The following is a 23,866-nucleotide window of genomic DNA, read 5'->3' on the forward strand; positions in this document are numbered from 1 at the left end:
TCCTCAGCAGCGCCGGTCAGTCAGGAGACTGCTCTCTCTCCACTCGGAATTTCTCCATGCCCTACGCAATGACGCGGCGCATCCATTTCCTTCTTGGCCGTGGCTGTCGCGCGAAGAGGTTTGGGGATTCGGTACGGAATCAACGAGGAGCAAAGCCAGCCGTGCGCCGGCAACGCGACGCCCGCGTGGCCGAGCCGTCCTACCCCCGATGCCGCAACAGCATCTGCGTCATCAATGCCCGCAACGCGGGCGGCCGCACCGGCTTGAGCAGGAAGCCCCAGCCGTTCTCGGCGGCATGCGCTTTCAGTGCCTCGTCACGCTCGGCGGTCACCAGGATCACCGGCGGGCGCGCCTTCCACAGCGTGCACAGCGTTTCATACAGGTCCGGTCCGTGCCATTGCCCCATGCGCACGTCCAGCAGCAGCAACTGCGGTGCGTTCAATGCACTGGCGATTTCCAGTGCCCCCTGCGGACCGTCGGCAAGTTCCACCTGGCAACCCCAGCGCTCCAGCAGCGCACGGGTCGCCGCACAGACGTGGGGATCATCGTCGATGCTCCACACCCGGCACTTTCGCAGTGGGCTGTCGTCGGAGGGTTCGCTCGCGATGACCGGCGCTGCGGCAGGTGCGATCACATCGTCGGCGCGCCCGAGTGCTACGCTCACGGCGAAGACGCTGCCCTTGCCCAGTGTAGAGCGCAGGCTGATGCGGTGGCCGAGCAGGCGGCCGATGCGTTCGACGATGGCCAGGCCCAGGCCGGCGCCACGTTCCTGTTCCACGCCGTCGTTCAGCCGGCGGAACTCCTCGAAAATCTCACCCTGCAGGCTTTCCGGAATGCCCGGGCCCTGGTCATGCACTTCGATGCGCAGTTGATCGCCTGCACGCCGGCAGCCGATCAGCACGCGCCCACGTGGGGTGTAGCGCAACGCGTTGGACAGAAAATTCTGCAGGATCCGCCGCAGCAGGGCTTCGTCGCTGACCACCACTGCGCGGGTATCCACCCAGTCAAGCTGCAGGCCACGGCTCTGGGCGGCGATGCCGAACTCGCGCGCCAGCGTCTCTAGCAGCGGAGAAAGTGCGAACGTGCGTACGCGGATCTGCAACGATCCTGATTCCAGTCGCGAGATATCCAGCAGGCTGTTGAGGATCGCGTCCTGCGCGGCCAGTGCGGCGTCGATGTGGTCACTGGTCTGCTGCTGCGCCGGATCACTCAGCTTGCCGCGCAGCACCGAGACGAACATGCGCGCTGCGTTGAGTGGCTGCAGCAGGTCGTGCACCGCCGAGGCGACGAAACGGGTCTTGTAGCGGTTGGCCTGCTCGGCTTCGCGGCGTGCCTCATCCAGATCATGGGTGCGCTCGGCGATACGGTGCTCCAGCGCGTCGGCCAGCGAACGCAGTTCGCGCGCCGCGTTCTTGTAGCTGGTGATGTCGGCGTAGCTGGTGACGAAGCCGCCATCAGGCAGGGGATTGCCGCGGATCTCCAGCACCGTGCCGTCGTCCTTCTCGCTCTCGCGCATGTGCGGGCGGCCGCTGCGAAGGTGGTTCAGGCGACGCTCGATGGCCTCGTCCACTGGGCCGGGTCCGAGCAGGCCGCGGCGCGCGTTGAAGCGAAACAGTTCCTCGATCGGCCGGCCCACGCGCACCAGGTCTGCCGGGAACCGGAACAGTTCCAGATAGCGTGCATTCCATGCCACCAGCCGCAGTTCGCGGTCGATCACCACCACGCCCTGCGGCAGGTGCGCCAGGCTGCGGCTGAGGCCGCTGTCAGCGTCGGTTGCAGCCTGCAGCAGGCCATCCTGTGCGGTGCGCAGTTCTTGGGCATGCTGCTTGAGCAGGGTTTCCAGTTCGCGGCGGCTGCGCAGGCGGTGCTTGGCCAGGCGCCGGCGCTGCTGCACGAACAGCACCAGGAAGCCCAGTGCAAGCCACGCCGCACCGCCGGTAAGCGCGGCCGCGCGACCCGCAGAGGTGGCCGCACTGGCATCGTGCAGCAGATGCAGGTTCCAGTCTTCGGCAGGCAGCGCCAGGCTCTGCCACAGCATCGGCTGCGGCAGTGCCGGATCCAGCAGTCGCACCATGCGGCCGCCGTCGGCCAGCACGTCCTCGGTACGTGCACGCAATGGCTGCAGGGCGCGGTCGGCGTACTGGCGGGCATCGAGCATCTCGCGGCGTTCGTCGGCGCCCAATGGGCGCAGCAGGCGGTAGCGCCAGTTGTCTCGGTTGGCCAGGAAGACCACGTCGTGGTCGTCACTGGCCAGCACCACGTCGGGGCTGCTCAACCATTCCTGTTCCAGGGCGGACAGCTCGACCTTGATCACCACCACGCCCAGCCGCTTGCCGTCTTCCTCGATGGCCTGCGACAGGTAGTAGCCGGGCACGCCGGTGGTCATGCCGATGCCGTAGAAGCGGCCGCGGCCCTGCGCCAGTGCCTGGCGGTAGTAGGGGCGGTAGCTGTAGTTCTCGCCGACATTGGTGGTCGGCTGGTCCCAGTTGCTGGCTGCCACTGCCACGCCGTCGTGGCCCACCAGGGTCAGGGTCGAGGCGCGGGTGACCTCATTGGCGCGTTGCAGCTTGAGGTTCAGCCGCTGCCGTTCGGCAGGCGAGGGCGGTACGCGCAGGGCGTGCAGAAGATCCGGATCCAGCGCCAGCACCTGCGGCAACGTGCCGAAGCGGTCGATGCGCTGCTGCAGGCCCTGTCCATACAACTGCAGCTGGCGTTGTACCTGGCTGCTTTCCTCGCCCAGAGCACGCCGCCAGGCGTAGTGGCCGGCGGCGACCGCACACAGCACGGTGCCACCGACCATCACCAGGATGGTCAGCAACAGCATCCGGTGGCGGCTGAGCCAGTACATGGCGGCAGTCTACGCAGGGCCGGCGGGCGTGGCGTGCACGCCCGCCGGGATCTGACGTGGAAGGGGTCAGAAGTGCATCTGCGCGCGCAGTTCGAAGATCTCCGGCGTGCTGTGCACGCCACGACGGCTGGCGTCGACCTTGACGTAGTTGGCCTGGAACTTGAAGTGGCTGGTCAGGTACCAGTTCGCACCCAGGGTCAGGTCGTGCTGGCGTCCGCCGAGGATGCTGCCATCGTCGAGGTCCATGCGGCTGTAGCGGGCCACCAGTTCCACCGCGCCGTAGTCGTGCGCCGGCTTGATGTTGGCCACGGCACCTGCGTTGTACGGGCGCGATTCGCCGGTCAACACCCAGCTGGCCATCGCGTACTGGCCGCTGCCGGTGTAGTCGGGCTTGCCGTCATGACGGGTGACCGTGGCGCGCAGGGCTTCGGCCTGCAGCGAGAACGGGCCGCGGATCCAGATGCCTTCCAGGCCGGTGCGGCGGATCTGGTCGGCGGTGACCAGCGCGCCGGAATCGACATAGCGGATGTCGGTCAGGCCGGCCTCCGGGCGTGCGCGCAGGCGCGCGCTGGCCTCGTGGTGCACGTCGCGGCCATCGCTGTAGCCACGCGGATTTTCCTGCGAGTAGGCCAGGCCCAGGTGGATTACATCACCCGGCGCCTTCACCGGGGTCCACACCGCACGCACGGCCTGGGTGGTGCCGGGGTTGTCACCCTGCAGGTCCTTGCCGCCATAGGCGCCGGCCTGCAGCAGGTACTGCGGGCGCTCCAGCACCCATTCCACACCCGTGCGGCGGCCGGCGTAGAAGGCCTGCACGGGCAGTGCGGTTTCCAGGAAGCTGCCGGCGCGCGAAGACGTGTTCGCGTCCAGGCCAACCGGGGTCTTCATGTAGCCGAAGCGGAAGCGGCCGATGTCGCGGCCGAAGAAGGCCTTGCTTTCGAAGCGCACGAACACGTCCAGCCAGGTGTCGGACTGGAAGTCGTAGTAGACCATCGCGTCATAGACGCCCTTCTTCTTCAGCGTCGCACCGAATTCCTTGCGGCGCACGGCGTCGTCGTCCTCAAGACCGCTGCCCGAGGAAAAATCGTTGTAGTCGTAGGCGATGTTGGCGGTGGCGGCCAGCTCGGTGCCGTCGCCGAAGGTGTACTTGGTCGGCCAGTTGTCGAAATCGGCAGCCGAGGCGAAGGCGGGAAGGGCGGCCAGCGACAGGGCCAGCAAGGTGGGAATCGGGCGCATGTTGGGTGCGGCTCTCTCAGATTGCGTGTGGACAGGACAACAACGGCCGCAAGGGCCGGAACTTTCGCAATGACGCGCCCGGCCGTTCAGCCCGGGCCACCGGCCTCCCCGTGATCGGGCGGTGCGGCGCCAGTGTAGGCATCGCGGCCACCTGAACCGGGGGGCTAGTACCAATAGGTTATCTGCGCCAGCGTGCCCGGCGCGTACAAAGGCGTCCATTGGTCGCACCCCCTGCGCGTGCAGCACAGGGCCTGCGATCAGTTTCCACGGTTACGGTTCCCGTGCAGTCCCGGGGCCGTACGTGCCTGAAAACGCCCCTTCCGGAGTCCGCCATGCACATCCCGACCGCAGCACCGGTGCCTGCAAAGCCGTTGCCGATCTATCGCCAGCTGTACTTCCAGGTGATCGTGGCGATCGTCCTGGGCGCCATCCTCGGCCACTACGAGCCGTTGATCGGCGAGAAGATGAAACCGCTCGGCGATGCCTTCATCAACCTGGTGAAGATGATCATCGCGCCGGTGATCTTCCTGACCATCGTCACCGGCATCGCCGGCATGACCCACCTGCGCACGGTGGGCCGCGTGTTCGCCAAGGCGATGGCGTACTTCCTGTTCTTCTCCACGCTGGCACTGATCGTCGGCATGATCGTGGCGCACGTGGTGCAGCCCGGCGCCGGCATGAACATCAACCCGGCCGAGCTGGATCAGACCGCGGTGCACAGCTACGTCGAGAAGTCGCATGACCTGACCCTGGTCGGCTTCCTGATGGACATCATCCCGAAGACGCTGCTCAGCGCGTTCGTCGATGGCAACATCCTGCAGGTGCTGTTCGTGGCCGTGCTGTTCGGCATCGCGCTGGCATCGGTGGGCGAGAAGGGCAAGCCGATCGTGAACTTCCTGGAGGCGCTGGTCGCCCCGGTGTTCAAGCTGGTGCACATCCTGATGAAGGCCGCCCCGATCGGTGCCTTCGGCGCAATCGCCTTCACCATCGGCAAGTACGGCGTCGGCTCGCTGATCAACCTGGCCTGGCTGGTGGGCTCGTTCTACCTCACCGCGTTCCTGTTCGTGGCGGTGATCCTGGGCCTGGTCTGCCGCCTGTGTGGCTTCTCGGTGTTCAAGCTTGCGCGTTACCTGAAGGCCGAACTGCTGCTGGTGCTGGGTACCTCCTCGTCGGAGTCGGCGCTGCCGTCGCTGATGGAAAAGATGGAACGCGCCGGGTGCAGCAAGTCGGTGGTGGGCCTGGTGGTCCCGACCGGCTATTCGTTCAACCTGGACGGAACCAACATCTACATGACCCTGGCCGCGCTGTTCATCGCCCAGGCCACCAACACCGAACTGACCCTGGGCCACCAGATCGCCCTGCTGCTGGTCGCCATGCTCAGCTCCAAGGGCGCGGCCGGCGTCACCGGTGCCGGCTTCATCACCCTGGCCGCGACCCTGGCGGTGGTGCCGGAAGTGCCGGTGGCCGGCATGGCGCTGATCCTGGGCGTGGACCGCTTCATGAGCGAATGCCGCTCGCTGACCAACTTCATCGGCAATGCCGTGGCCACGGTAGTGGTCTCGCGCTGGGAGGGTGCGCTGGACCGCAACCGCCTGCAGCTGGCGCTGGATGGCCGCGAAAGCGAACTGCCGCCGCTGATCGATGCCGTGCCCGAGGCGCTGCCGGCCAGGGGCTGATCCAGGTGTGTGGTACCGCGGGGCCGATCACGACAGTGGTACGGCCCCGCGGCGTTTCAGGGCGTCCCATGGCTGTCATGGCAGACGCCGAAGCTGGTATCCCGGTACCGTCGCATACGGCACGGAATTGTGCGGTCGCAGCATGCCTGCGACAGGATAGCGACAGGTCCAGACGCTCCAACGGGGGTATCATCCCCTGTCCCTTCTGCCCATTCATGTAACCCACATCGATGTCCAACGAAGATTTCAAACAGGCCGCCCTCGATTACCACCGGATGTCCCCGCCGGGAAAGATCAAGGTTTCCGCTACCAAGCCCATGCTGACCCAGCGCGACCTGTCGCTGGCGTATTCGCCGGGCGTGGCGTACGCCTGTGAAGCGATCAAGGCCGACCCGCAGCAGGCCAGCGAGCTGACCGCCCGCGGCAACCTGGTGGCGGTGATCTCCAACGGCACCGCGGTGCTGGGCCTGGGCAACATCGGCGCGCTGGCCGGCAAGCCGGTGATGGAAGGCAAGGGCGTGCTGTTCCAGAAGTTCGCCGGCATCGATGTGTTCGACATCGAAGTGGATGAAACCGACCCGGACAAGCTGGTCGACATCATCGCCTCGCTGGAGCCGACCTTCGGTGGCATCAACCTGGAAGACATCAAGGCGCCGGAATGCTTCGTGGTCGAGCGCAAGCTCCGCGAGCGCATGAAGATTCCGGTGTTCCATGACGACCAGCACGGCACGGCGATCATCGTCGGCGCGGCCGTGCTCAACGCCATGGCGATCACCGGCAAGAAGATCGAGGAAGTGAAGCTGGCGACCACGGGCATGGGCGCAGCCGGCATTTCCTGCGTGAACATGCTGGTGCAGCTGGGCCTGAAGCCGGAGAACATCCTGGCCTTCGACCGCGAGGGCGTGATCCATACCGGCCGTACCGACCTGGACCCGGAAAAGCAGCGCTATGCGCGCGACACCGACAAGCGCACCCTGGCCGAGATCGTCGACGGCGCGGACATCTTCCTGGGCCTGTCGGCACCGGGCATCCTGACCGCCGACATGGTCAAGACCATGGCGCCGGATCCGGTGATCTTCGCGCTGGCCAACCCGACCCCGGAAATCATGCCGGAACTGGCGCGCGCCGCGCGTCCGGACGCGATCATCGGCACCGGCCGTTCAGACTACCCGAACCAGGTCAACAACGTGCTGTGCTTCCCGTACCTGTTCCGTGGTGCGCTGGACGTGGGCGCGACCGCGATCAACGAGGAAATGAAGATCGCCTGCGTGCGCGCCATCGCCGCGCTGGCGCGCCGTGCGGCCACCGACATGGGTTCGGCCTATGGTGGCGAGACGCCGAGCTTCGGCCGTGAATACCTGATCCCGCGCCCGTTCGACCGCCGCCTGCTGGTGGAGCTGTCGGCCGCTGTGGCCCAGGCCGCGATGGATTCGGGCGTGGCCTCGCGCCCGATCGCCGACATGGGTGCCTACCGCGACAAGCTTGCCCAGTTCGTCTACCGCACCAGCCTGATGATGAAGCCGGTCTACGACCGCGCGCGCAGCGACAAGCAGCGCGTGGTGTACGCCGAAGGCGAAGAGGAAGTGGTGCTGCAGGCGGTGCAGAACGTGGTCGATGACGGCCTGGCGCACCCGATCCTGATCGGCCGCCCGGAAGTGATCGAATCGCGCATCGAGCGCCTCGGCCTGCGCCTGAAGATCGGCGAGAACGTTGAAGTCACCAACATCAACGACGACCCGCGCTTCAACGAATACTGGCAGTACTACCACGGCCTGACCGGCCGCCGTGGCGTGACTGTGGCCGCGGCGAAGAACCTGATGCGTTCGCGCCCGACCCTGATCGCGGCGGTGATGGTGGCCCGTGGCGAAGCCGATGCGATGCTGACCGGCATCGTCGGCCGCTTCCACAAGAAGCTGGGCTACGTGCGCAGCGTGCTGCCGCTGGAGCCGAAGGTCACCTCGACCTCGGCGATGACCGGCGTGATCAACCAGCAGGGCGTGTTCTTCTTCGTGGACACCCACGTGCAGGAAGACCCGACTGCCGAGCAGCTGTGCGAAGCGACCCTGCAGGCGGCCTACCGCATGAAGCTGTTCGGCATCGAGCCGAAGGTGGCGCTGCTGTCGCACTCCAACTTCGGCAGCCATGATTCGAAGGATGCGCTGAAGATGCGCCAGGTGCGCGAGCTGCTGCTCAAGCGCAACCCGCGTCTGAACGTGGACGGCGAAATGCAGGGCGACACCGCATGGGATGAAGCGCTGCGGCAGAAGCTGCTGCCGGGCTCGACCCTGCAGGGCCGCGCCAACCTGTTCGTGCTGCCGAACCTGGAAGCGGCCAACATCGCCTACAACCTGGTACGCGTGTTCACCGATGGCGTGGCGATCGGTCCGATCCTGATGGGCGTGAACAAGCCGGTGCACATCCTGACCACCAGCGCGACCTCGCGCCGGATCCTGAACATGACCGCCATTGCGGCGGTCGATGCGCAGATCCGCAAGCAGATCGAAGCGGAGAAGAAGGCGTAAGCCTTCGTTCCGCTGCGATCTGCAGAAACGCGCCCTTCGGGGCGCGTTTCGTTTCCGCCCAGCGGAAACCGGATCGGGTAGCGCCGGGCCATGCCCGGCGAGCGCGCAGCGCGGCGCTTCTCGCATTCCGCCGGGCATGGCCCGGCGCTACCCGATGAATTGCAGTCCGGCGGTCATTTCCCTGCAACGCCGCTGCGGCCCAATACGCCCACGCGGCCTGGCCGTGGGAAGGGACCGGACCGGCCTTCCCACCCTGGGCCCGACCAACTTTCCATGGGCGAGGGTGTCATGCGCAATCGAGTGACGCGGCGGTACTTCCAGCAGTTGTTCGCGCTGTACGCCGGCTTCGTGCAGTCGCGCTGAGGCCGCGATGCGGTAGCGCCGGGCAATGCCCGGCGAACGTAAAGTGCGTGGGGGGCTCAGTGCCGCTTGCCGCGGCGTGCAGGGGCCGGCGGCGGTGCATCCGAACGCGGCTTGGCGTACTGCGCCCACAGCGCTGGCAGTGCCTTGCCGGTGTGCTTCTGCCACAGCGTCGGTGCATAGCGGCCGTCGCGCAGGGCCTTGTCCAGTGCGAGCACCAGTCCCGGGTGTTCGGCGTCGGCCCACTTCAGGAGCGCACCGGTCACCCGGTAGCCACTGTCGAAGTTCTGTCCCTTCTCGACCTTGCCCGGCAGTGCCCAGCCCGCGGCGGCATTGTCCATGCCGTAGCGGTCGCGTGCGTAGTCGGCGATGCCTTCCACCAGCCAGCCCGGCACCCGCGCGTCGCCGTAGCCCGGATAGCCCTGCACGATGTGCATCGCCTCATGGGTGACCAGGTCGATGTCGTTCGGGTGCTGCGCCAGCCACCCCGGGTTGATGGTGATCGTCGCTGCCTGGTCCTTGTCGCCGACGAAGGCGATGCCGGTGTAGGCCGGATCGATCACGATGCGCACCATCGACGGCGCCGCCGGATGGAAGTCCGCACGTTCGCGCAGATAGGCGAAGAAGAACGTATCGATCACCCGCTTGCGCTGCGGCGCGGCCAGCGCGCCACGGGCGTCCTGGTAGTTCAGCGTCACGCCGTCGCGGGTCAGCTGCGTATCGAACGCCTGGGTCTGGCCGAAACTGGAGAAGGACAGGGCAACAAGGGCCAAGGGCAGAAGACGGAAGCGCATGCCGCTCATTGTACGGTGCCGGCCGCCAGCAGTTCGATCTCCGCCAGCGGCAGCCGTGCCGGTGCCGCCAGGCGCAGGCGGTACTCGCTGTAACGACCGGGTTTGGCGATCCGGAATGGACGGGTCTGGCGGGCGGATTCGAAGTCTTCGCCGCTGCGCTGGTCGAGCATGGCCCAGCTGCCGCTGCCGTTGCGGGCTTCCAGCGTCCACTCACCGCCCTGGATGCGGCCGTCGCCGCTGGTCAGCGTGTACATCGTCGGGGTGCCCTCGGCCAGGCCGGTCAGCGCGATGGTTGCGCCGCTACCCAGGCCCACCGTCGTGCCGGCATCGTCATCGAGCAGCGCGGGCAGGGCACGGCCATCGGCCAGCGTCGCCTTGGTGCCGCTGCCGAGCAGGTCGTGCAGCAGCTGGGGGCGCTGGCCGCGCGGGGTCAACGAGCGCGGCACATCGTCCACGCCACTGCCCCAGCGCGAGGGACGGGGGCCCATCACGAAGTCGAGCGTCGCACCCTTGGCGATCAGGTCGTGCGGCACCCAGGTCTTCGTCCACGGCGTACCGTTGATCTTCAGCGACTGCACGTAGACGTTCCCACGCGAGTTGTTGGCCGCGTTCACGGTCAGCACCGCGCCACCCTGCAGTTCCACCCGCGCGTGACGGAATGCCGGCGAACCGATCACGTACTCCGGGGCGCCCATGCGCAGCGGGTACAGGCCCAGCGAGGCCAGCACGTACCACGCCGAGGTCTCGCCATTGTCCTCATCGCCCGGGTAGCCCTGGCCGATCTCGCTGCCGACGTACAGCCGCGACAGGATCTCGCGCACATGCTGCTGGGTCTTCCACGGCTGCCCGGCGTACAGGTACATCCACGGGATGTGGTGTGCCGGCTGGTTGCTGTGCGCATACATGCCCATGCGCACGTCGCGCGCTTCGGTCATCTCGTGGATGGTGCCGCCGTAGGAACCGGCCAGTGCCGGGTCCGCGGTTTCCGGTGTGGCGAAGAAGGTATCCAGCTTCGCCGCCAGCTTTTCGCGGCCTCCGTACAGCGCCGCCAGGCCCTCGCCGTCGTGCGCGGCGGTGAACGCGAACGTCCAGCCATTGGATTCGGTGTAGTCGTGACCCCACACGCGCGGGTCGTAGGCCTTGGCGTCCACGCGCCAGCGCCCATCGGCCTTGCGGCCCTGGAAGAAGCCGGCGTCCGGGTCGAACATCGTCGCGTAGCTGGCGGCGCGGTGGCGGAAGTAGTCGGCCTCGGTGCTGTAGCGTTCGCGTGCGGCCGGCGTGGCCGCGCGCTTGGCCAGGGCGTCGGCCATGTTGGCGATGCCGAAGTCATTGAGTGCACCTTCCATCGTCCACGACATGCCTTCGTGCACGTCGGCGCTGGCATAGCCACGGAAGGTCGAGCGGTCCATGCCCTTGCGGCCGACGTGGCGGTCAGGCGGGACCACGGTCGCGTTCTTCAGCGCGGCCGCGTAGGCCTCTGCCGGATCGAAGCCGCCGACGCCTTTCAGCCACGCATCTGCAAATGCCACGTCCGAGCTGGTACCGACCATCAGGTCGGCGTAACCCGGCGACGACCAGCGCGCGATCCAGCCGCCGGCGCGGTACTGCTCGATGAAGCCCTGCACCAGCTGGCCGGCATCGTCGGGCGTGAACAGCGCATAGGCCGGCCAGGTGGTGCGGAAGGTGTCCCAGAAGCCGTTGTTGACGAATACCTTGCCGTCGCGCACGGCGGCGTAGCTGCGGGTCGCGCTGCCCTCGGTGTTGTCATTGCTGGCGCTGGCCTGGTTGGCGTAGCGCCACTCCGGTGCGGCGGCGCTGCCCACGTTCTCATGGCCGGAATTCGGGTACAGGAACAGCCGGTACAGGCTGGAATACAGCGTGGTCTTCTGGTCGTCGCTGGCATCGCCGATGTCGAAGCGGGCCAGGCGTGCGTCCCATGCATCCTGCGCACGGCCGGACACGCTTTCCAGCGTGTCGGCCGCGGCGATTTCCAGTGCCAGGTTGTGCCGCGCCTGCTCCACCGAGATCAACGAGGTGGCGATGCGCATGGTCACCCGCCGGTCGCTGCCCGCATCGAACTTGATGTAACCGGTCGGGCGACCGGTGTCGAGGCGCCCACTGCTGCGCCAGGGCTTGTCGAAGCGGGCCACCACGTACATGCGGCTGGCGCCGTTGGACAGGCCACTGCGCGTGTCGGTATAGCCGGACAGCGTCTGCGTGGCGGCGTCCAGAGTCAGGCCACCGCGTGCATCGACATTGTCGAACAGCAGGTTGGCGTCGCCGCCCTCGGGGAAATCGAAGCGGAACAGCGCCGCATGATCGGTCGGCGCGATGGCGGCGGCGATGCCGTTGTCGAAGCGCACGTCGTAGCGGTAAGGGCGGGCGCTCTCGTGGCTGCGATCGAACGACAGCGCGCGCTTGCGGCGGTCGGCCTCCGGCACGCCACGGCTGGCCGAGGGCATCACCTGGAAGGTCTGGCGGTCGCCCATCCACGGGCTGGGCTGATGGCTCAGCGCAAGCGCCTGCAGTTGCGGGCGGTTCTGTGCGTCGTTCTGTTCGTTCCAGCGGTACAGCCAGTTCAGTGCGCCGGCATCGGTCACCGGAGTCCAGAAGTTGAAGCCGTGGGGTACCGCCGTGGCCGGGAAATTGTTGCCGCGCGAGAAGGTGCCGTTGGCCTGGGTGCCACGGGTGGTCAGCACCCAGTCGGAGACGCGCTGCGGCTGTTGTCGCGGCTGAGCATCCAGGCGCACGTCGTCGATCCAGCCGGCGACCGGTGCACCGTCGGCACTCGCCACCTCCAGTTCGATCGCCACCACGCGGCGACCGTTCAGCGCGGGCACGTCGCCCAGTCGCACCGCCTTGCGTGCCCATTGCTGCGGATACAGCGTCTTCGACACGCCCTGCGCGTGTGCGCCAAGGGCTATACCGTGCTGGTCGCGTGCCGCGCCGGCCGAAACGCGGCTGCCATCGTCCAGCAGCAGGTCCAGTGACACATAGGTCGAGGCCACGGTGTCCTTGCCGACGATCTCCGGCAGCACCAGCCACGACAGGGTGGTATCGGCCTCGATCGGCAGATCAGTCTTGAACAGCTCGCGCCGCGCGCTGCCGCCTTCGCTGCTGTAGCGCAGTGCATGCAGGCCGCTGTAGCCCACATTGCGCTTGGCGGCGTAAGGCGCCGCAGGGCCGTTGCCGATCGTGACCTGCAGTGCACCTGCGGCCTGCGACGGGGCAGGTTCGCCGGGCTCGAACGAGGTCTGCAGTCCCTGTGCCAACACCGGCATCGCGGTAGTCGCACAGGCCAGGGCCAGGGCGAGCGGAAGCAGGGCGCGGCGTGGATCGGACAGGGTCATGCAAGGGTCTCCCGGAAGGGCAGGCGGCGGGCAGAACCCGCATCGGCGGACACCACGGACAGCATCGCTCCTCCCGCCGGGATGGCAGTGGAAGAAGCGATGCCGGTCCGGTGGGGGCGGGCCATGCGATCGGGTCGGATTGGGGCAGGCCGGTTCACGACCTGGCCCGATCCTGCAACAGCCGTGGCAACCTGACAAGTGCCATTTAGTTCGATCCAAATGCGGGAAATATCGTTGTCGGTGGTTTCCCGGCGTGAACCTGCAGGATTGGTCGGGAATTTCCACCGGCACCCCATCCCGAGGTGGCATGCAAGGTCGCAGGGAATCGGCCCGGTACGCGTAAAGACCCGCTGCGGCGCAATGTCGGGGCGGCCCGGATGCTAGAATCACAGGCCTCGCAACCCGTTCATCGACATCCGCCATGAGCCATACCGCCACTGCGCCCGCCAACGCCGAGAAGCGCTACACCGTGCACCGCAGCGATCTGCCGCTGAGCTGCCCGACCCCGGAAATGGCGCTGTGGAACTCGCATCCGCGCGTGTACCTGCCGATCGAAGACGAGCCCAACGGCGAAGCGCAGTGCCCGTACTGCGGTTCCGTGTTCGTGCTGGCCGACTAAGCGGCCGCCCCTTCGATGCGCCGATTGACCGTGGTGCAGTTGCTGCCGGCGCTGCGCTCCGGCGGCGTCGAGCGCTCGACCCTGGAAATCGCTGCGGCCCTGGTCGCCGCCGGCCATCGCGCGCTGGTGGTCTCCGCCGGTGGCCGCCTGGTGCAGCCCCTGCTCGATGGCGGTGCCGAGCACCTCACCCTCGACATCGGCCGCAAATCGCTGCTGACCCTGCGCCACCTGCCGACCCTGCGCCGACTGTTCGCCGAGGTTGGCGCGGACGTCGTGCATGCCCGCTCGCGGCTGCCGGCCTGGCTGGGGCTGTACGCGATCCGCGCCATGCCCGCCACGCAGCGCCCGCACTGGGTGACCACCGTGCATGGATTGAATTCGCCCAGTCGCTACAGCGCGGTGATGACCAGCGGTGAACGCGTGATCTGCGTGTCCAACAGCGTGCGCGACTACGTGCAGCGGCACTATCCGACAGTTCCCGAAGCGCGGCTGCAGGTGATTCCGCGCGGCGTCGATGTCTCACAGTTTCCGCGCGTGGCCCGCGCCGACCGCCGGCCACGACTGGCGCTGGCAGCTGACTACCCGTGGCTGGCGCAGGTTGAGGGCCCGCTGCTGCTGCTGCCGGGGCGGGGCACCCGGCTGAAGGGACATGCTCATGCGCTGCAGTTGCTGGCGGATGTACGCGCCGCCGGTGTGCCGGCACAGCTGTGGATGCTGGGCACCGATGAACCGGGCCGTGAAGCCTACGTGGCCGACCTGCGCCGGGAGGCCGCTGCTTTGGGCGTGACCGACGCCGTGCAGATCAGCACACCGACCGCGCGCATCGCCCAGGCCTATGCGGCCAGCGATCTGGTGCTGCAGCTGTCGGACAAGCCCGAAGCATTCGGCCGTACTGTGGTCGAGGCGCTGTCGGTGGGCCGCCCGGTGCTGGGCTGGGATCATGGTGGCGTCGGCGAACTGCTGCGGCAGCTGCAACCCGCTGGTGCGGTGCCGCTGGGCGATGCACGCGCGCTGGGTGAACGTGCGCTGGCCCTGCTGGCGCAGCCGCCGTCCTTGCCGACCCGCATCCCGTTTACCCTGCAGGCCATGCAGCGCGATACCCTCCGCCTCTATGCCGACCTCGCCGGCTGACCCCGCCGTCACCGTGCGCGACGACCGCGCCGGGCGCTGGGCGCCCTGGTGGGTGCTGGCGTACGTGGCGCTGTGGCCGTTGCCGGGCATCGCTGAAACCGTGCTCGGTCTTGGCGCGCTGTATGCAGCCGCGCGCATGGTCATGCGCCGCCTGCAGCGCCGCCCGCACCTGTTGAGCACGGCAGCGTGGGCGCTGACCTCGATCCTGTTCCTCGGCTATTGGCTGCCGCAGGCGTTCTCGGCGTTTGATGCGATCGATCCGGCAGCGTCGTGGACGAAGGCGGCCGCCGGCCTGCGCTACCTGCCCTTCATGTGGCTGGTGGCGATCGCGGTGGCCACGCCCGAACGGAGGCGGCTGACCTTCGGTGGCCTGGCGCTGATCACCGGCGCATGGACCCTGGATGCGCTGGTGCAGGCGCTGGCCGGAACCAGCCCGTGGTTCTGGTCGCTTGAGCAGCTGAAGCTTGCGGTGAGTGGTCACGCGTTGTGCCCGGCCACTGAGGCGGCCGTGGTCGATCGCCTCAGTGGGGCACTCGGGCCGTGCAACCTGAAGTTCGGCCAGGTCCTGGCCAGTCTCTCACCGTTCCTGTTGTTGCCGCTGGCGCGTCGCTTTGGCAATCCGGGTTGGGTCCTGGCCGCGGCGGCGCTGGGCTGCGTGCTGCTGCTGGCCGGCTCGCGCGCATCGTGGATCACCTTCGCGCTGGTGCTTGCCTACAGCGGCGTGCGCCAGTTCGGCTGGAAACGGTTGGTGCTGCTGGCGCTGGTCGCTGTCCTCGGCGCGGGCGCGCTGACCGCCAGCCTGCCGCAGCTGCGCGAACGCTTCGCGCGAACGGCGTTGGCGTGGGATGGAAGCGAGCGCGGTGTCGACGAGGCACTGTCAGGGCGTGCGCGGATCTGGGACGCCGCGGCCTGCATGATCGAGGAACATCCGCTCAACGGCGTCGGTGCACGCGGCTTCCGCGATGCCTATCCGGCCTGCGTGTCTGGCGACGAACCGGCGGTGTGGGGCGATGCCCCGGCGTTGCATGCCCATCAGATCGTGCTGGAAATCCTGGCGGAAACCGGCGTGCTCGGCCTGCTGCTGTGGTTGGCAGCCGTGGCCCAGGCCTGGCGGGCCTGGCGCTATGCACCGATGGCCGCGCGTGAGCGGGCCCGCCCGGCGATGCTGGCGCTGGCGGTCACCGTGTTCCCGCTCAACACGCATCTGGCGTTCTATTCCGCGTTCTGGGGTGGCCTGACCGTGCTGCTGGCGGCGTTGTTCGCCGGCAGCCTGTTGGCCCGCGAATCGGATGAATCTCCGCCGATGCAGTAGTTGCCAACCTTGGTTGGCGCCTCGGGACCGGCCTCGGTTCATCGGCGCCAGCCAAGGTTGGCGACTACCATGAGCACGCCGGCCCTTCCACCGCATCCCGTTATTTGTAGAAATCGCTCCGCCCGCCCGGCTGGCGCTTGAAACGGCGGTGGATCCACAGGTACTGGTCCGGTGCCTCGCGCACCATCTCCTCGATGGCTTGGTTGACCCGCGTGGTATCGGCTTCCACATCCTCGCTGGGAAAGTTCTCCAGCGGCGCGCCGATCTTCAGGAAGTACTTCCCGCCCTCGCGGCGGTGGAAGTAAGGAATCACCGCACAACCGGTCATCCGCGCCAGCTGGTGGGTGGCGGTAATGGTGGATGCGGTATGGCCGAAGAAGGGCACGAACACGGTGTCCTTGCCGCGCATGTCCTGGTCCGGCGCGTACCAGAGGAAGCCGCCCTTCTTCAGGTGGCGCACGGTCGCGCGGATGTCTTCATTGGCGAACATCGCCTTGGCATAGCGCAGGCGGCCGAACTTCACCGCCCACTCGTACACCGGGTTCTTGTGCTTGCGGTACATGCCTGAAAGATCGACGTAGTCGCACAGCAGGCGGCCGCACATCTCCAGGGTCATGAAGTGGCCGGACACCAGCAGCACGCCGCGGCCTTCGGCCTGCATCTGCCGCAGATGCTCGAGGCCTTCGATCTTCACCTGTGGGCGGATGCGGTCGATGCTGCCCCACCAGGCGCGGATGCACTCGAGCACGCCCACGCCCAGCGCGTCGAAGCTGTCGCGCACCAGGCGCTGGCGCCAGGCTTCGTCCTTCTCCGGGAAGCACAACTTCAGGTTGACCTCGGCGGCGCGACGGCGGCTGCCGAGCAGGCGCCAGCTGATCCAGCCGACGCCACGGCCGAGCGCACGCTGCAGCATCCACGGCAGGCGGGCGATGGCGAAGGCGCCGAGCATGGCGGTGAACATCGGCCAGTTGCGGGGATCGCGCAGCGACGGGCGGATGGCGGTGGTGGCATCGGACATGGCGCCATTCTACCAACCCGGCTGCGTGTCTTTCCCGGGGGGCTCCCGTATCCTTGCCGCATGCGTAAAGACCCTGTCGAATGGATCCTGCGCGGCCTGTATTCGGCCGTGCTCTACATCCTGCTGCCGATCACCGTGTACCACCTGGTCTGGCGCGGTTTCCGGGTCCGTGAATACTTCCGGCGCTGGGACGAGCGCTATGCCTCGTATCCGCAGCCGACCGGCCAGCCGCGGGTCTGGCTGCACGCGGTCTCGGTGGGCGAGGTCAACGCCGCCGCGCCATTGGTCAATGCCCTGCGCCAGCAGCGTCCGGACATCCGCTGGGTCATCACCACCATCACCCCGACCGGTTCGGAGCGCGTGCGCGCGCTGTGGGGCGATGCGCTGGACCACGTCTACCTGCCGTACGACGTACCGGGCAGCGTCAACCGCTTCCTCGGCCACTTCCAGCCCAGCCTGGCGCTGATCCTGGAAACCGAGCTGTGGCCGAACATGCTGTTCGGCTGCCGCGACCGCCGCATTCCGGTCTACATCCTCAACGCCCGCCTGTCAGCGCGTTCGCTGCGCGGTTACCGGGTGCTGGCGGCGCTGATCCGCCGTGCGCTGCGTACGGTTACCTGCGTGGCCGCGCAGTCGCAGGACGACGCCGAGCGCTTCGTGCAGCTGGGGGCTGCGCGGGAACAGGTGCAGGCGCTGGGCAACCTCAAGTTCGATATCGCCACGCCGGATGTGCAGGGCTTCGTCGAGCAGTTCCATGCCTGCGTGCCCGCCGGGCGCCCGGTGTGGATCGCGGCCAGTACCCACGATGGTGAGGAGCAGGCGGTGATCGACCTGCATCGGCGCCTGCGCCAGCAGCACCCCGACCTGTTGTTGCTGTGGGCACCGCGACACCCCGAGCGCTTCCCGAAGGTGGAGGCGCTGGCGCGCGAGCAGGGCTGGAACGTGGCGACCCGTCGCGCGAAGCAATGGCCGGAGGCCGGCACGGATGTTTTCGTCATCGACACCCTGGGTGAGCTGATGCCGTTCTATGCCTGTGCACAGGTCGCCTTCGTCGGCGGCAGCCTGCAGCCGATCGGTGGCCACAATCTGCTGGAACCGGCGGCGATGGGCACTGCCGCTGTGACCGGTCCGCACCTGCACAACTTCGCCGAGATCTCACGGCGCATGCGTGAGGCCGGTGCCTTGCTGATCGGCGAGGACGTGCAGGCGGTAGGTGACCTGCTGCAGCACCTGCTGGGCGACGCCCAGGCGCGCGAGGACATGGCCCGTGCCGGTTGCACGCTGGTCAGCAACGGCCGCGGTGCCCTGCAGCGCACGCTGGCGCTGGTCGCGCCACACCTGCCGCCGCCGCGCAGCTGAGCCGGGCAGCAACACCGCCAGGGCGGATGCTACGCGGACCGACTGACGTGATCGACTGCATCAATTCTGCTTAGCAGCCGGATTCCTGTCGCAGCAGGACCGGATGCGTGGCTGCGAACGTGTTTGTGGTCACATCGCGGTGCGCACAGTACGGATTCTGATACCGCCACTTGGCGCACGCTGCCAGCCTCCTGTCGACCGCGCTTGTGCGGATTCAAGAGGGCTTGCGATGGACAGCGATAACCGCCGTGGCCGGCACGCGCTGCTGGGAATGGATCACTTCGCGATGGTGGCGTTGACCCTGCTGCTGGGTGGCAGCGTGATCGCCCTGGTTGGCCAGTACACCGCCGCCCAAGCGGGTCCGGCCATCGTACTGAGTCTGCTGCTGGCCGCACTGGGCACGGCGCCGATGCTGCATTGCCTGCACGTGCTGAACCAGCAGCAGCCCGCAGCCGATGGCCTGCACGGCCTGCTGCGGGCCGCTTGGGGCACGGCAGCCGCGCGCCTGCTGGGTACTGCACTGCTGCTGGAACTGGTGATGACCAGCGCCGGCGTGGCGCAGTCCACGGCCAGCCACGCGCGTGCCGTGTTTGCCAGTCGCGGTATTGAAACCGGCAGCGCGCTGCCGGATCCGGTGATGGCCGTCACCAGTCTGCTGGTGCTGGGTGCGTTCGTGCTGCTGCCCCCGCGTCGCATCGCGCTGACGGTCTGCGTGTTGTTGACGGTGAAGATCGGTGTCGGGCTGTTGCTGTTGGCGCTGGCGGTTCGCCACGTGCACTACGCCAACTGGATTCCGTGGCTGCCGGACGCCACCGCGCCCTATCGATTCGGCCCCGGCGGGGTGCTGGCGGCAAGCGTGCCCTTGCTGGGGGTGTTTGCCAGTGTGGGGCTGGCACTGGGATTTCCCGGACGTGGCCGGCAGGCGCGCACGCGATCACCCTGGCTGCTGGCGGCCGCGCTGCTGCTGGCGATGCTGCTGCTGATCATGCTGGCCGCGTTGCAGGCCGGCCTGGTCGAGTTCCCGGTATTGGACAGTACGCGGCCGTTGTCGGTGGCATTGCAGGGCCATCCGCAGTTGCAGTGGCTGCTGCCGTTGCTGCCGCTGGCGGGCATGGCCGGGCTGGCAGCACTGCTGCTGGTGCTGTTGTCGCTGGCCGCACACCTGGCAGCGCAGCTCCGGCCTGTGGCCGGTGATGAAGCGCCCGGGTTGCGGACGCGGCTGATACCGATCACCGTGGTGCTGACGGCGGCGCTGCTGGCCTTGGGAGCGCCGGCCGGCGCATTGCCGGTGCTGCCGGGTCCAGCAACCCTGCTGGTGATGGCAGCCTTGTGCCCGGCGGCACTGCGTGTCCGTGCGCCGATGCCGGGTGCTGCAATGGTGCTTGCGCCCCTGGCCACGGCGCTGTGCGTGCTGGCCGCAGTGGAACGGGCAGGCGCGTGGCCGGGCTGACGGCCGGCAGATCTGCGCCATGCGTGGGTCGGGCCGTACGCGCCGCCCACAAAAAAGCCACCCTCGCGGGTGGCTTCTTCGCTGCCGGCAGGGCGACGACTCAGTGCGTGGTCGTTGCCGGGTTGCCGGCGTCCTGGGTCAGCAGGCGGTTCACGTCCTGCAGCTCGGCCACGTCCAGCGCACCCAGCGACTGGCTCAGCAGCAGACGGTTCTGCAGGAAGGTGTAGCGGGCCTGGGCGTAGTCCAGCTGCGCCGAGAACAGGATGCGCTGGTTCTGGATCACGTCCAGCACGGTACGGGTACCGACTTCCAGGCCAACCTGCGACGCGTCGTATGCACTCTGCGCCGAGACTACCGCAAGGCGGCGGGCCTCCACTTCGCTGATGCCCTGCACCAGGGTCTGGTAGGCATTGCGGGTGTTGCGGTCCAGGGCACGCTTCTGCTGCTCGTAGCCGTCCTGGGCGATGTCACGCTGGGCCAGCGCCTGGCGCACGTTGGACTGGGTGGCTCCGCCAGCGAAGATCGGCACGCTCAGGGTCAGGCCGATGCTGTTGGTGCGCGCGTCCGGCGACAGCGAGCCGGCGCCGGTGCTGTCACCCCAGGTCGCGGTCTTGCCCCAGCTGCCGCCCAGCGACAGGGTCGGGTAGTGGCCACCACGGGCGGCCTGCACGCCGGCTTCGGCGGCGCTGACCTTCAGTTCCTGCGCCTTCAGCGCCGGATTCTGGGTGGTGGCCTGGTGCACCAGCTCGTCGATGTTGCCGCGGTTGGCCGGCACTTCCGGGCGGAAGTCCGCCGGCAGGCCACGCAGGTTGACCACCGGCTGGCCGGTCAGTTCGGTCAGGGCCTGGTAGTTATCGGCCAGGGTGTTCTGCGCAACGATGGTGTTGGCGCGCGCCTGGTCGTACTGGGCGCGGGCTTCGTGCACGTCGGTGATCGGCGCCAGGCCCACTTCCAGGCGCTTGTCGGCGAAGTCGAACTGCTTCTTCGCGGCCGCTTCGTTGGTCTGTGCGGCGTTCAGCGATTCGATCGCCACCAGCACGTTGAAGTAGGCCGCCGAGGTGCGCACGATCAGGCTGTCGTTGGCCGAATCGAGGGTGAAGTCCGCCGCCTTGCTCAGCTCACGCTGCGAACGCAGGTTGTTGATCTGGGTCCAGTTGAACAGCGTCTGGCTGCCATCGATCGTGTAATTGCGGCGCTTGTTGGTGAACGAGCCGGAGTTGATGTCGGCGTTCGGCTCGCTGCGCGTGCGGTTCAGCGTGGCCTGGCCGTTGATCTGCGGCAGCAGGGCGGCGCGCGCCTGCACGGCGCCTTCCTTGTCGACCAGCCGGGTCGATTCGGCGGCGGACAGCTGCGGATCGCCGTTGCGCGCCATTTCGTAGACCTGCAGCAGGTCGGCGGCATGGGCGGACAACGGCAGCAGGGCAGTGGCCAGCGCAACAGCGAGGGATCGGCGGATCATTGCGGCTTCCTTGGACTCAGAGGTGGAACTGGGGTGCCGGGGCGGCACCGCGCAGGTAATCGATATCGGTCTCGAACAGGGACTCGGTGCTGCCGTCGGCCTTGACCAGCAGGGCCTCCATCGCCGGCGAGCGGCCGTGGATCACGAACAGGCGACCACCCGGACGCAGCCACGAGGCGAACTGTGACGGCACCACGTCGACCGCACCAGTGACACAGATCACGTCAAAGCGGCGTTCGGTCTGCCAGGACAGGGCGTCAGCCACTTCCACGCGGACGTTGGTGCCCAGGCCGGAAGCATCCAGGCGGGCACGCGCGGCGGCGGCCAGTTCCGGGTCGATCTCCAGGCTCAGCACGTCGCGCGCCAGCGCGCCGATGCAGGCTGCCAGGAAGCCGCTGCCGGTGCCGATTTCCAGCACTTCGTCACCCGGCTGCAGATCCAGTGCCTGCAGGGTACGGCCCTCGATGACCGGCTTCATCATCTTCTGGCCATGGCCGATCGGCAGTTCGACATCGGCGTAGGCCAGCGCCCGGTGTGCATCGGCGACAAAGGCCTCGCGCGGCAGGCGGGCCAGGACGTCGAGCACCTTGATGTCCAGCACGTCCCAGGGACGGATCTGCTGTTCCACCATCAGTTCGCGGGCGTGGGCGTAATCAATCGTCATGAGGTTCAAATCCAGCGCAGTGGGCCGGCCATTTTACCGGTGCCGGAGGCCGGCGGCGCGCCCAGAGCATCAGCTGCCGGGTGGCCGGGGTCGCAGTGCCGGAAGTCATCGCGACCTCCGGTTCGTTCAGTTTTGGTTATTCAGCCGTCCCGGCCCCTCGCGGCGCATAGGCACGCAGGAAGAAGTCGATGCTGGCGGTCACATGGGCAAGAGGGTCGCACTCCACCGGTGACAGTGGCATGCCGCACATCATATGCATGTGCACTTCGCCCTTGACCAGGGTCAGGAACTGCTCGCCAGCCAGCGAATAGTCGGTGATGTCCAGTTCGCCGCGCTCGGCGCGTGCCCGCAGGAAGTCAGCCAGGGCCTCGCAGGTGCGCTCCGGGCCTGCCTTCCAGAACAGCTCGCGCAGGCGTTCGTCGGTCTCCGGCGCCATCATCATGCGCTGGATCGAGATCGCCGCGTCGGAGGTGATCAGTTCGAAGAAGGCCAGTCCGATGCCGATCAGCTGGTCGCGCAGCGGGCCGTCCGCGTCGGCCACGAACAGGGCATCGGGCAGCATTTCAATGCACTTGGACTGCACGGCCTCGGAAAACAGGGTTTCCTTGTCGCCGAAGTGGCTGTACACGGTCAGCTTCGAGACGCCGGCCTGGGCGGCAATGGCGTCCATGCTCACGCCGGTATAGCCCTGTTCGATGAACAGTACCTTGGCTGCTTCAAGGATCGCCGCGCGCTTGCCCAGATCCTTGGGGCGCCCGGGTCCGGCGGCCTTGGCAGCAGGCTTGGCCGACGGCTTGCGGGAAGTGGAAGAACTCATCGCAACAATACTAGACCAAGCGGTTCGATATTTATACTATACCGGCCGGTTTATTAAATTGGGCCGGCAGTCGCGGCTCCCCCTTGTTACAACCCTGCGTTTTCAGGACGTTGACCGATGAAGATCGTGCGCTGGATGGGCGGTATGGTGTGGGTGGCTGCGCTGGCAGCCTGTTCGGGACAGGAACAGGCGCCGCAGGCGGCCGTGCCGGTACTGGTGGTTCACCCCGGCGAACAGGCCGGACAGGCCCCGGCGGCGTTCCCGGGCACGGTGCGTGCCCGCCAGGAAAGCCCGCTGTCGTTCCGCGTCGGCGGCAACCTGGTCAAGCGCCATGTCGATGCCGGGCAGCGGGTAAAGAAGGGCGACGTGCTGGCCGAGCTGGATGCAGCCGACTTCGCATTGCAGGCCCGCGCTTCGCAGGCGCAGCTGGCCGCAGCTGAAGCCGACCTGGTGCGTGCCCGCGACGACCTCAAGCGCTACCAGGTGCTGGCTGACCAGCAACTGGTCAGCCGTTCGCAGCTGGACCAGCAGTCAGCCGCCTTCAAAGCGGCGCAGGGCCAGGCCAACGCCGCCCGCGCCAACCTCGATGTGCTGCGCAACCAGGCCGACTACGCGCAGCTGCGCGCACCGGCTGACGGCGTGATCGCCAGCCGTGAGGCCGAGGCCGGGCAGGTGGTGTCCGCCGGACAGACCATCTTCAACCTGGCCGCCGACGGTGGCCGCGAAGTGCTGATCGACCTGCCCGAAGCCACCATCCGCGACTACGCGGTCGGCCAGCCGGTCGAGGTGGAGTTGTGGAACCGCCCGGGGCAGCGCCTGCCAGGCACGATCCGCGAGATTGCCGCCGCCGCCGATCCGCAGGCACGCACCTACGCGACGCGGGTCAGCCTGGCCGCCGATGCGCTGGCCGATGTCGAGCTGGGCCAGAGCGCGCGCGTCTACAGCAGCGCCGGCCGCCACGGCACCCTGCAGCTGCCGCTGGGCGCACTGCAGCGCGGTGCCAACGGTGCCGCCAGCGTGTGGGTGGTCGATCCGGCCAACAGCACGCTGAAGGCCGCCACCGTCACCACTGGTGCGTTTGGCAGCGAGGCGGTACCGGTGCTGTCCGGCGTAAGCGCGGGTGACTGGGTGGTTGCCGCCGGTGGCCACCTGTTGCGGGCGGGCCAGCCGGTGATCGCCGTAGACCGGCAGAACCGCCCGGTGCTGAAGCCGGCCGCGCCGGCGGCTGCCGCCAAGGCCAAGGAGTAAGCC

General features: G+C 67.8%; 16 protein-coding genes. 8 read left to right on the top strand and 8 right to left on the bottom strand.

Features of this window, described 5'->3' with window-relative positions; genetic code table 11:
- Window positions 1-199: 199 nt before the first annotated feature.
- Both AC5P8D_RS14195 and AC5P8D_RS14200 read right to left on the bottom strand, forming a co-directional pair.
- Window positions 200-2,848 carry a hybrid sensor histidine kinase/response regulator gene (locus tag AC5P8D_RS14195; RefSeq protein ID WP_312383537.1) on the bottom strand — a complete coding sequence of 883 codons (2,649 nt, stop codon included), beginning with the start codon at window positions 2,846-2,848 and terminating at the stop codon, window positions 200-202.
- 66 nt (window positions 2,849-2,914) lie between these two features.
- A complete protein-coding gene (locus AC5P8D_RS14200; RefSeq protein ID WP_049435327.1) occupies window positions 2,915-4,084 on the bottom strand; it encodes an OprO/OprP family phosphate-selective porin in 1,170 nt (389 codons plus the stop codon).
- A gap of 332 nt (window positions 4,085-4,416) precedes the next feature.
- Here AC5P8D_RS14200 and AC5P8D_RS14205 point away from each other — a divergent pair, with 332 nt between their 5' ends.
- Both AC5P8D_RS14205 and AC5P8D_RS14210 read left to right on the top strand, forming a co-directional pair.
- Window positions 4,417-5,760: a dicarboxylate/amino acid:cation symporter gene (locus AC5P8D_RS14205; RefSeq protein WP_010480813.1), complete on the top strand. Its 1,344-nt coding sequence runs from the start codon at window positions 4,417-4,419 to the stop codon at window positions 5,758-5,760.
- Between the two features lie 230 nt (window positions 5,761-5,990).
- Window positions 5,991-8,282: an NADP-dependent malic enzyme gene (locus AC5P8D_RS14210; RefSeq protein ID WP_043400158.1), complete on the top strand. Its 2,292-nt coding sequence runs from the start codon at window positions 5,991-5,993 to the stop codon at window positions 8,280-8,282.
- Between the two features lie 419 nt (window positions 8,283-8,701).
- Here AC5P8D_RS14210 and AC5P8D_RS14215 read toward each other — a convergent pair whose 3' ends face one another.
- Both AC5P8D_RS14215 and AC5P8D_RS14220 read right to left on the bottom strand, forming a co-directional pair.
- Window positions 8,702-9,445 carry a basic secretory protein-like protein gene (locus AC5P8D_RS14215; protein ID WP_329764059.1) on the bottom strand — a complete coding sequence of 248 codons (744 nt, stop codon included), beginning with the start codon at window positions 9,443-9,445 and terminating at the stop codon, window positions 8,702-8,704.
- On the bottom strand, window positions 9,442-12,786 hold the full coding sequence (locus AC5P8D_RS14220) for a GH92 family glycosyl hydrolase (RefSeq protein WP_495203418.1): 3,345 nt from the start codon (window positions 12,784-12,786) through the stop codon (window positions 9,442-9,444). Before AC5P8D_RS14220 ends, AC5P8D_RS14215 begins: the two co-directional genes overlap by 4 nt.
- Window positions 12,787-13,207: 421 nt before the next feature.
- Between AC5P8D_RS14220 and AC5P8D_RS14225 the strand changes: the two genes are divergently transcribed.
- The 3 genes from AC5P8D_RS14225 to AC5P8D_RS14235 are packed head-to-tail and all read left to right on the top strand — an operon-like array spanning window position 13,208 to window position 15,848.
- Entirely contained in the window at window positions 13,208-13,405 is a 198-nt protein-coding gene (locus AC5P8D_RS14225) for a zinc-finger domain-containing protein (protein WP_005410967.1), read from the top strand.
- A 15-nt stretch (window positions 13,406-13,420) separates the two neighbouring features.
- Window positions 13,421-14,536, top strand: a complete 1,116-nt coding sequence (locus tag AC5P8D_RS14230) for a glycosyltransferase (RefSeq protein WP_495203419.1) — start codon at window positions 13,421-13,423, stop codon at window positions 14,534-14,536.
- A complete protein-coding gene (locus tag AC5P8D_RS14235) occupies window positions 14,517-15,848 on the top strand; it encodes an O-antigen ligase family protein (RefSeq protein ID WP_143994522.1) in 1,332 nt (443 codons plus the stop codon). Before AC5P8D_RS14230 ends, AC5P8D_RS14235 begins: the two co-directional genes overlap by 20 nt.
- 100 nt (window positions 15,849-15,948) lie before the next feature.
- On the opposite strand, the gene AC5P8D_RS14240 is transcribed toward AC5P8D_RS14235, so the two are convergent.
- A complete protein-coding gene (locus AC5P8D_RS14240; RefSeq protein ID WP_010480797.1) occupies window positions 15,949-16,866 on the bottom strand; it encodes an LpxL/LpxP family Kdo(2)-lipid IV(A) lauroyl/palmitoleoyl acyltransferase in 918 nt (305 codons plus the stop codon).
- Window positions 16,867-16,926: 60 nt separating this feature from the next.
- Here AC5P8D_RS14240 and waaA point away from each other — a divergent pair, with 60 nt between their 5' ends.
- Both waaA and AC5P8D_RS14250 read left to right on the top strand, forming a co-directional pair.
- Complete coding sequence (gene waaA, locus AC5P8D_RS14245; protein WP_010480795.1) at window positions 16,927-18,225, top strand: lipid IV(A) 3-deoxy-D-manno-octulosonic acid transferase; 1,299 nt, start codon at window positions 16,927-16,929, stop codon at window positions 18,223-18,225.
- 229 nt (window positions 18,226-18,454) lie between these two features.
- Window positions 18,455-19,675, top strand: a complete 1,221-nt coding sequence (locus tag AC5P8D_RS14250) for an APC family permease (protein WP_495203420.1) — start codon at window positions 18,455-18,457, stop codon at window positions 19,673-19,675.
- Between the two features lie 100 nt (window positions 19,676-19,775).
- On the opposite strand, the gene AC5P8D_RS14255 is transcribed toward AC5P8D_RS14250, so the two are convergent.
- From AC5P8D_RS14255 to AC5P8D_RS14265, 3 genes are all read right to left on the bottom strand, one after another.
- Complete coding sequence (locus tag AC5P8D_RS14255) at window positions 19,776-21,134, bottom strand: TolC family outer membrane protein (protein ID WP_010480790.1); 1,359 nt, start codon at window positions 21,132-21,134, stop codon at window positions 19,776-19,778.
- A gap of 16 nt (window positions 21,135-21,150) precedes the next feature.
- Window positions 21,151-21,798, bottom strand: coding sequence for a protein-L-isoaspartate O-methyltransferase family protein (locus AC5P8D_RS14260; RefSeq protein WP_049398378.1), 648 nt, complete (start codon window positions 21,796-21,798; stop codon window positions 21,151-21,153).
- A 136-nt stretch (window positions 21,799-21,934) separates the two neighbouring features.
- Complete coding sequence (locus AC5P8D_RS14265) at window positions 21,935-22,615, bottom strand: TetR/AcrR family transcriptional regulator (protein WP_019338820.1); 681 nt, start codon at window positions 22,613-22,615, stop codon at window positions 21,935-21,937.
- Between the two features lie 117 nt (window positions 22,616-22,732).
- On the opposite strand from AC5P8D_RS14265, the gene AC5P8D_RS14270 reads away from it, so the two are divergent.
- Entirely contained in the window at window positions 22,733-23,863 is a 1,131-nt protein-coding gene (locus tag AC5P8D_RS14270; protein ID WP_331601252.1) for an efflux RND transporter periplasmic adaptor subunit, read from the top strand.
- Window positions 23,864-23,866: the final 3 nt, after the last annotated feature.

It is taken from the genome of Stenotrophomonas sp. YJH_SMC_101-4, assembly GCF_059370395.1.

Excerpts from the sequence above, each read along its gene's own strand:
- AC5P8D_RS14195 (WP_312383537.1), bottom strand. The coding sequence starts at position 2,848 with ATGTACTGGCTCAGCCGCCACCGGATGCTGTTGCTGACCATCCTGGTG.
- AC5P8D_RS14200 (WP_049435327.1), bottom strand. The coding sequence starts at position 4,084 with ATGCGCCCGATTCCCACCTTGCTGGCCCTGTCGCTGGCCGCCCTTCCC.
- AC5P8D_RS14205 (WP_010480813.1), top strand. The coding sequence starts at position 4,417 with ATGCACATCCCGACCGCAGCACCGGTGCCTGCAAAGCCGTTGCCGATC.
- AC5P8D_RS14210 (WP_043400158.1), top strand. The coding sequence starts at position 5,991 with ATGTCCAACGAAGATTTCAAACAGGCCGCCCTCGATTACCACCGGATG.
- AC5P8D_RS14215 (WP_329764059.1), bottom strand. The coding sequence starts at position 9,445 with ATGAGCGGCATGCGCTTCCGTCTTCTGCCCTTGGCCCTTGTTGCCCTG.
- AC5P8D_RS14220 (WP_495203418.1), bottom strand. The coding sequence starts at position 12,786 with ATGACCCTGTCCGATCCACGCCGCGCCCTGCTTCCGCTCGCCCTGGCC.
- AC5P8D_RS14225 (WP_005410967.1), top strand. The coding sequence starts at position 13,208 with ATGAGCCATACCGCCACTGCGCCCGCCAACGCCGAGAAGCGCTACACC.
- AC5P8D_RS14230 (WP_495203419.1), top strand. The coding sequence starts at position 13,421 with ATGCGCCGATTGACCGTGGTGCAGTTGCTGCCGGCGCTGCGCTCCGGC.
- AC5P8D_RS14235 (WP_143994522.1), top strand. The coding sequence starts at position 14,517 with ATGCCGACCTCGCCGGCTGACCCCGCCGTCACCGTGCGCGACGACCGC.
- AC5P8D_RS14240 (WP_010480797.1), bottom strand. The coding sequence starts at position 16,866 with ATGTCCGATGCCACCACCGCCATCCGCCCGTCGCTGCGCGATCCCCGC.
- waaA (WP_010480795.1), top strand. The coding sequence starts at position 16,927 with ATGCGTAAAGACCCTGTCGAATGGATCCTGCGCGGCCTGTATTCGGCC.
- AC5P8D_RS14250 (WP_495203420.1), top strand. The coding sequence starts at position 18,455 with ATGGACAGCGATAACCGCCGTGGCCGGCACGCGCTGCTGGGAATGGAT.
- AC5P8D_RS14255 (WP_010480790.1), bottom strand. The coding sequence starts at position 21,134 with ATGATCCGCCGATCCCTCGCTGTTGCGCTGGCCACTGCCCTGCTGCCG.
- AC5P8D_RS14260 (WP_049398378.1), bottom strand. The coding sequence starts at position 21,798 with ATGACGATTGATTACGCCCACGCCCGCGAACTGATGGTGGAACAGCAG.
- AC5P8D_RS14265 (WP_019338820.1), bottom strand. The coding sequence starts at position 22,615 with ATGAGTTCTTCCACTTCCCGCAAGCCGTCGGCCAAGCCTGCTGCCAAG.
- AC5P8D_RS14270 (WP_331601252.1), top strand. The coding sequence starts at position 22,733 with ATGAAGATCGTGCGCTGGATGGGCGGTATGGTGTGGGTGGCTGCGCTG.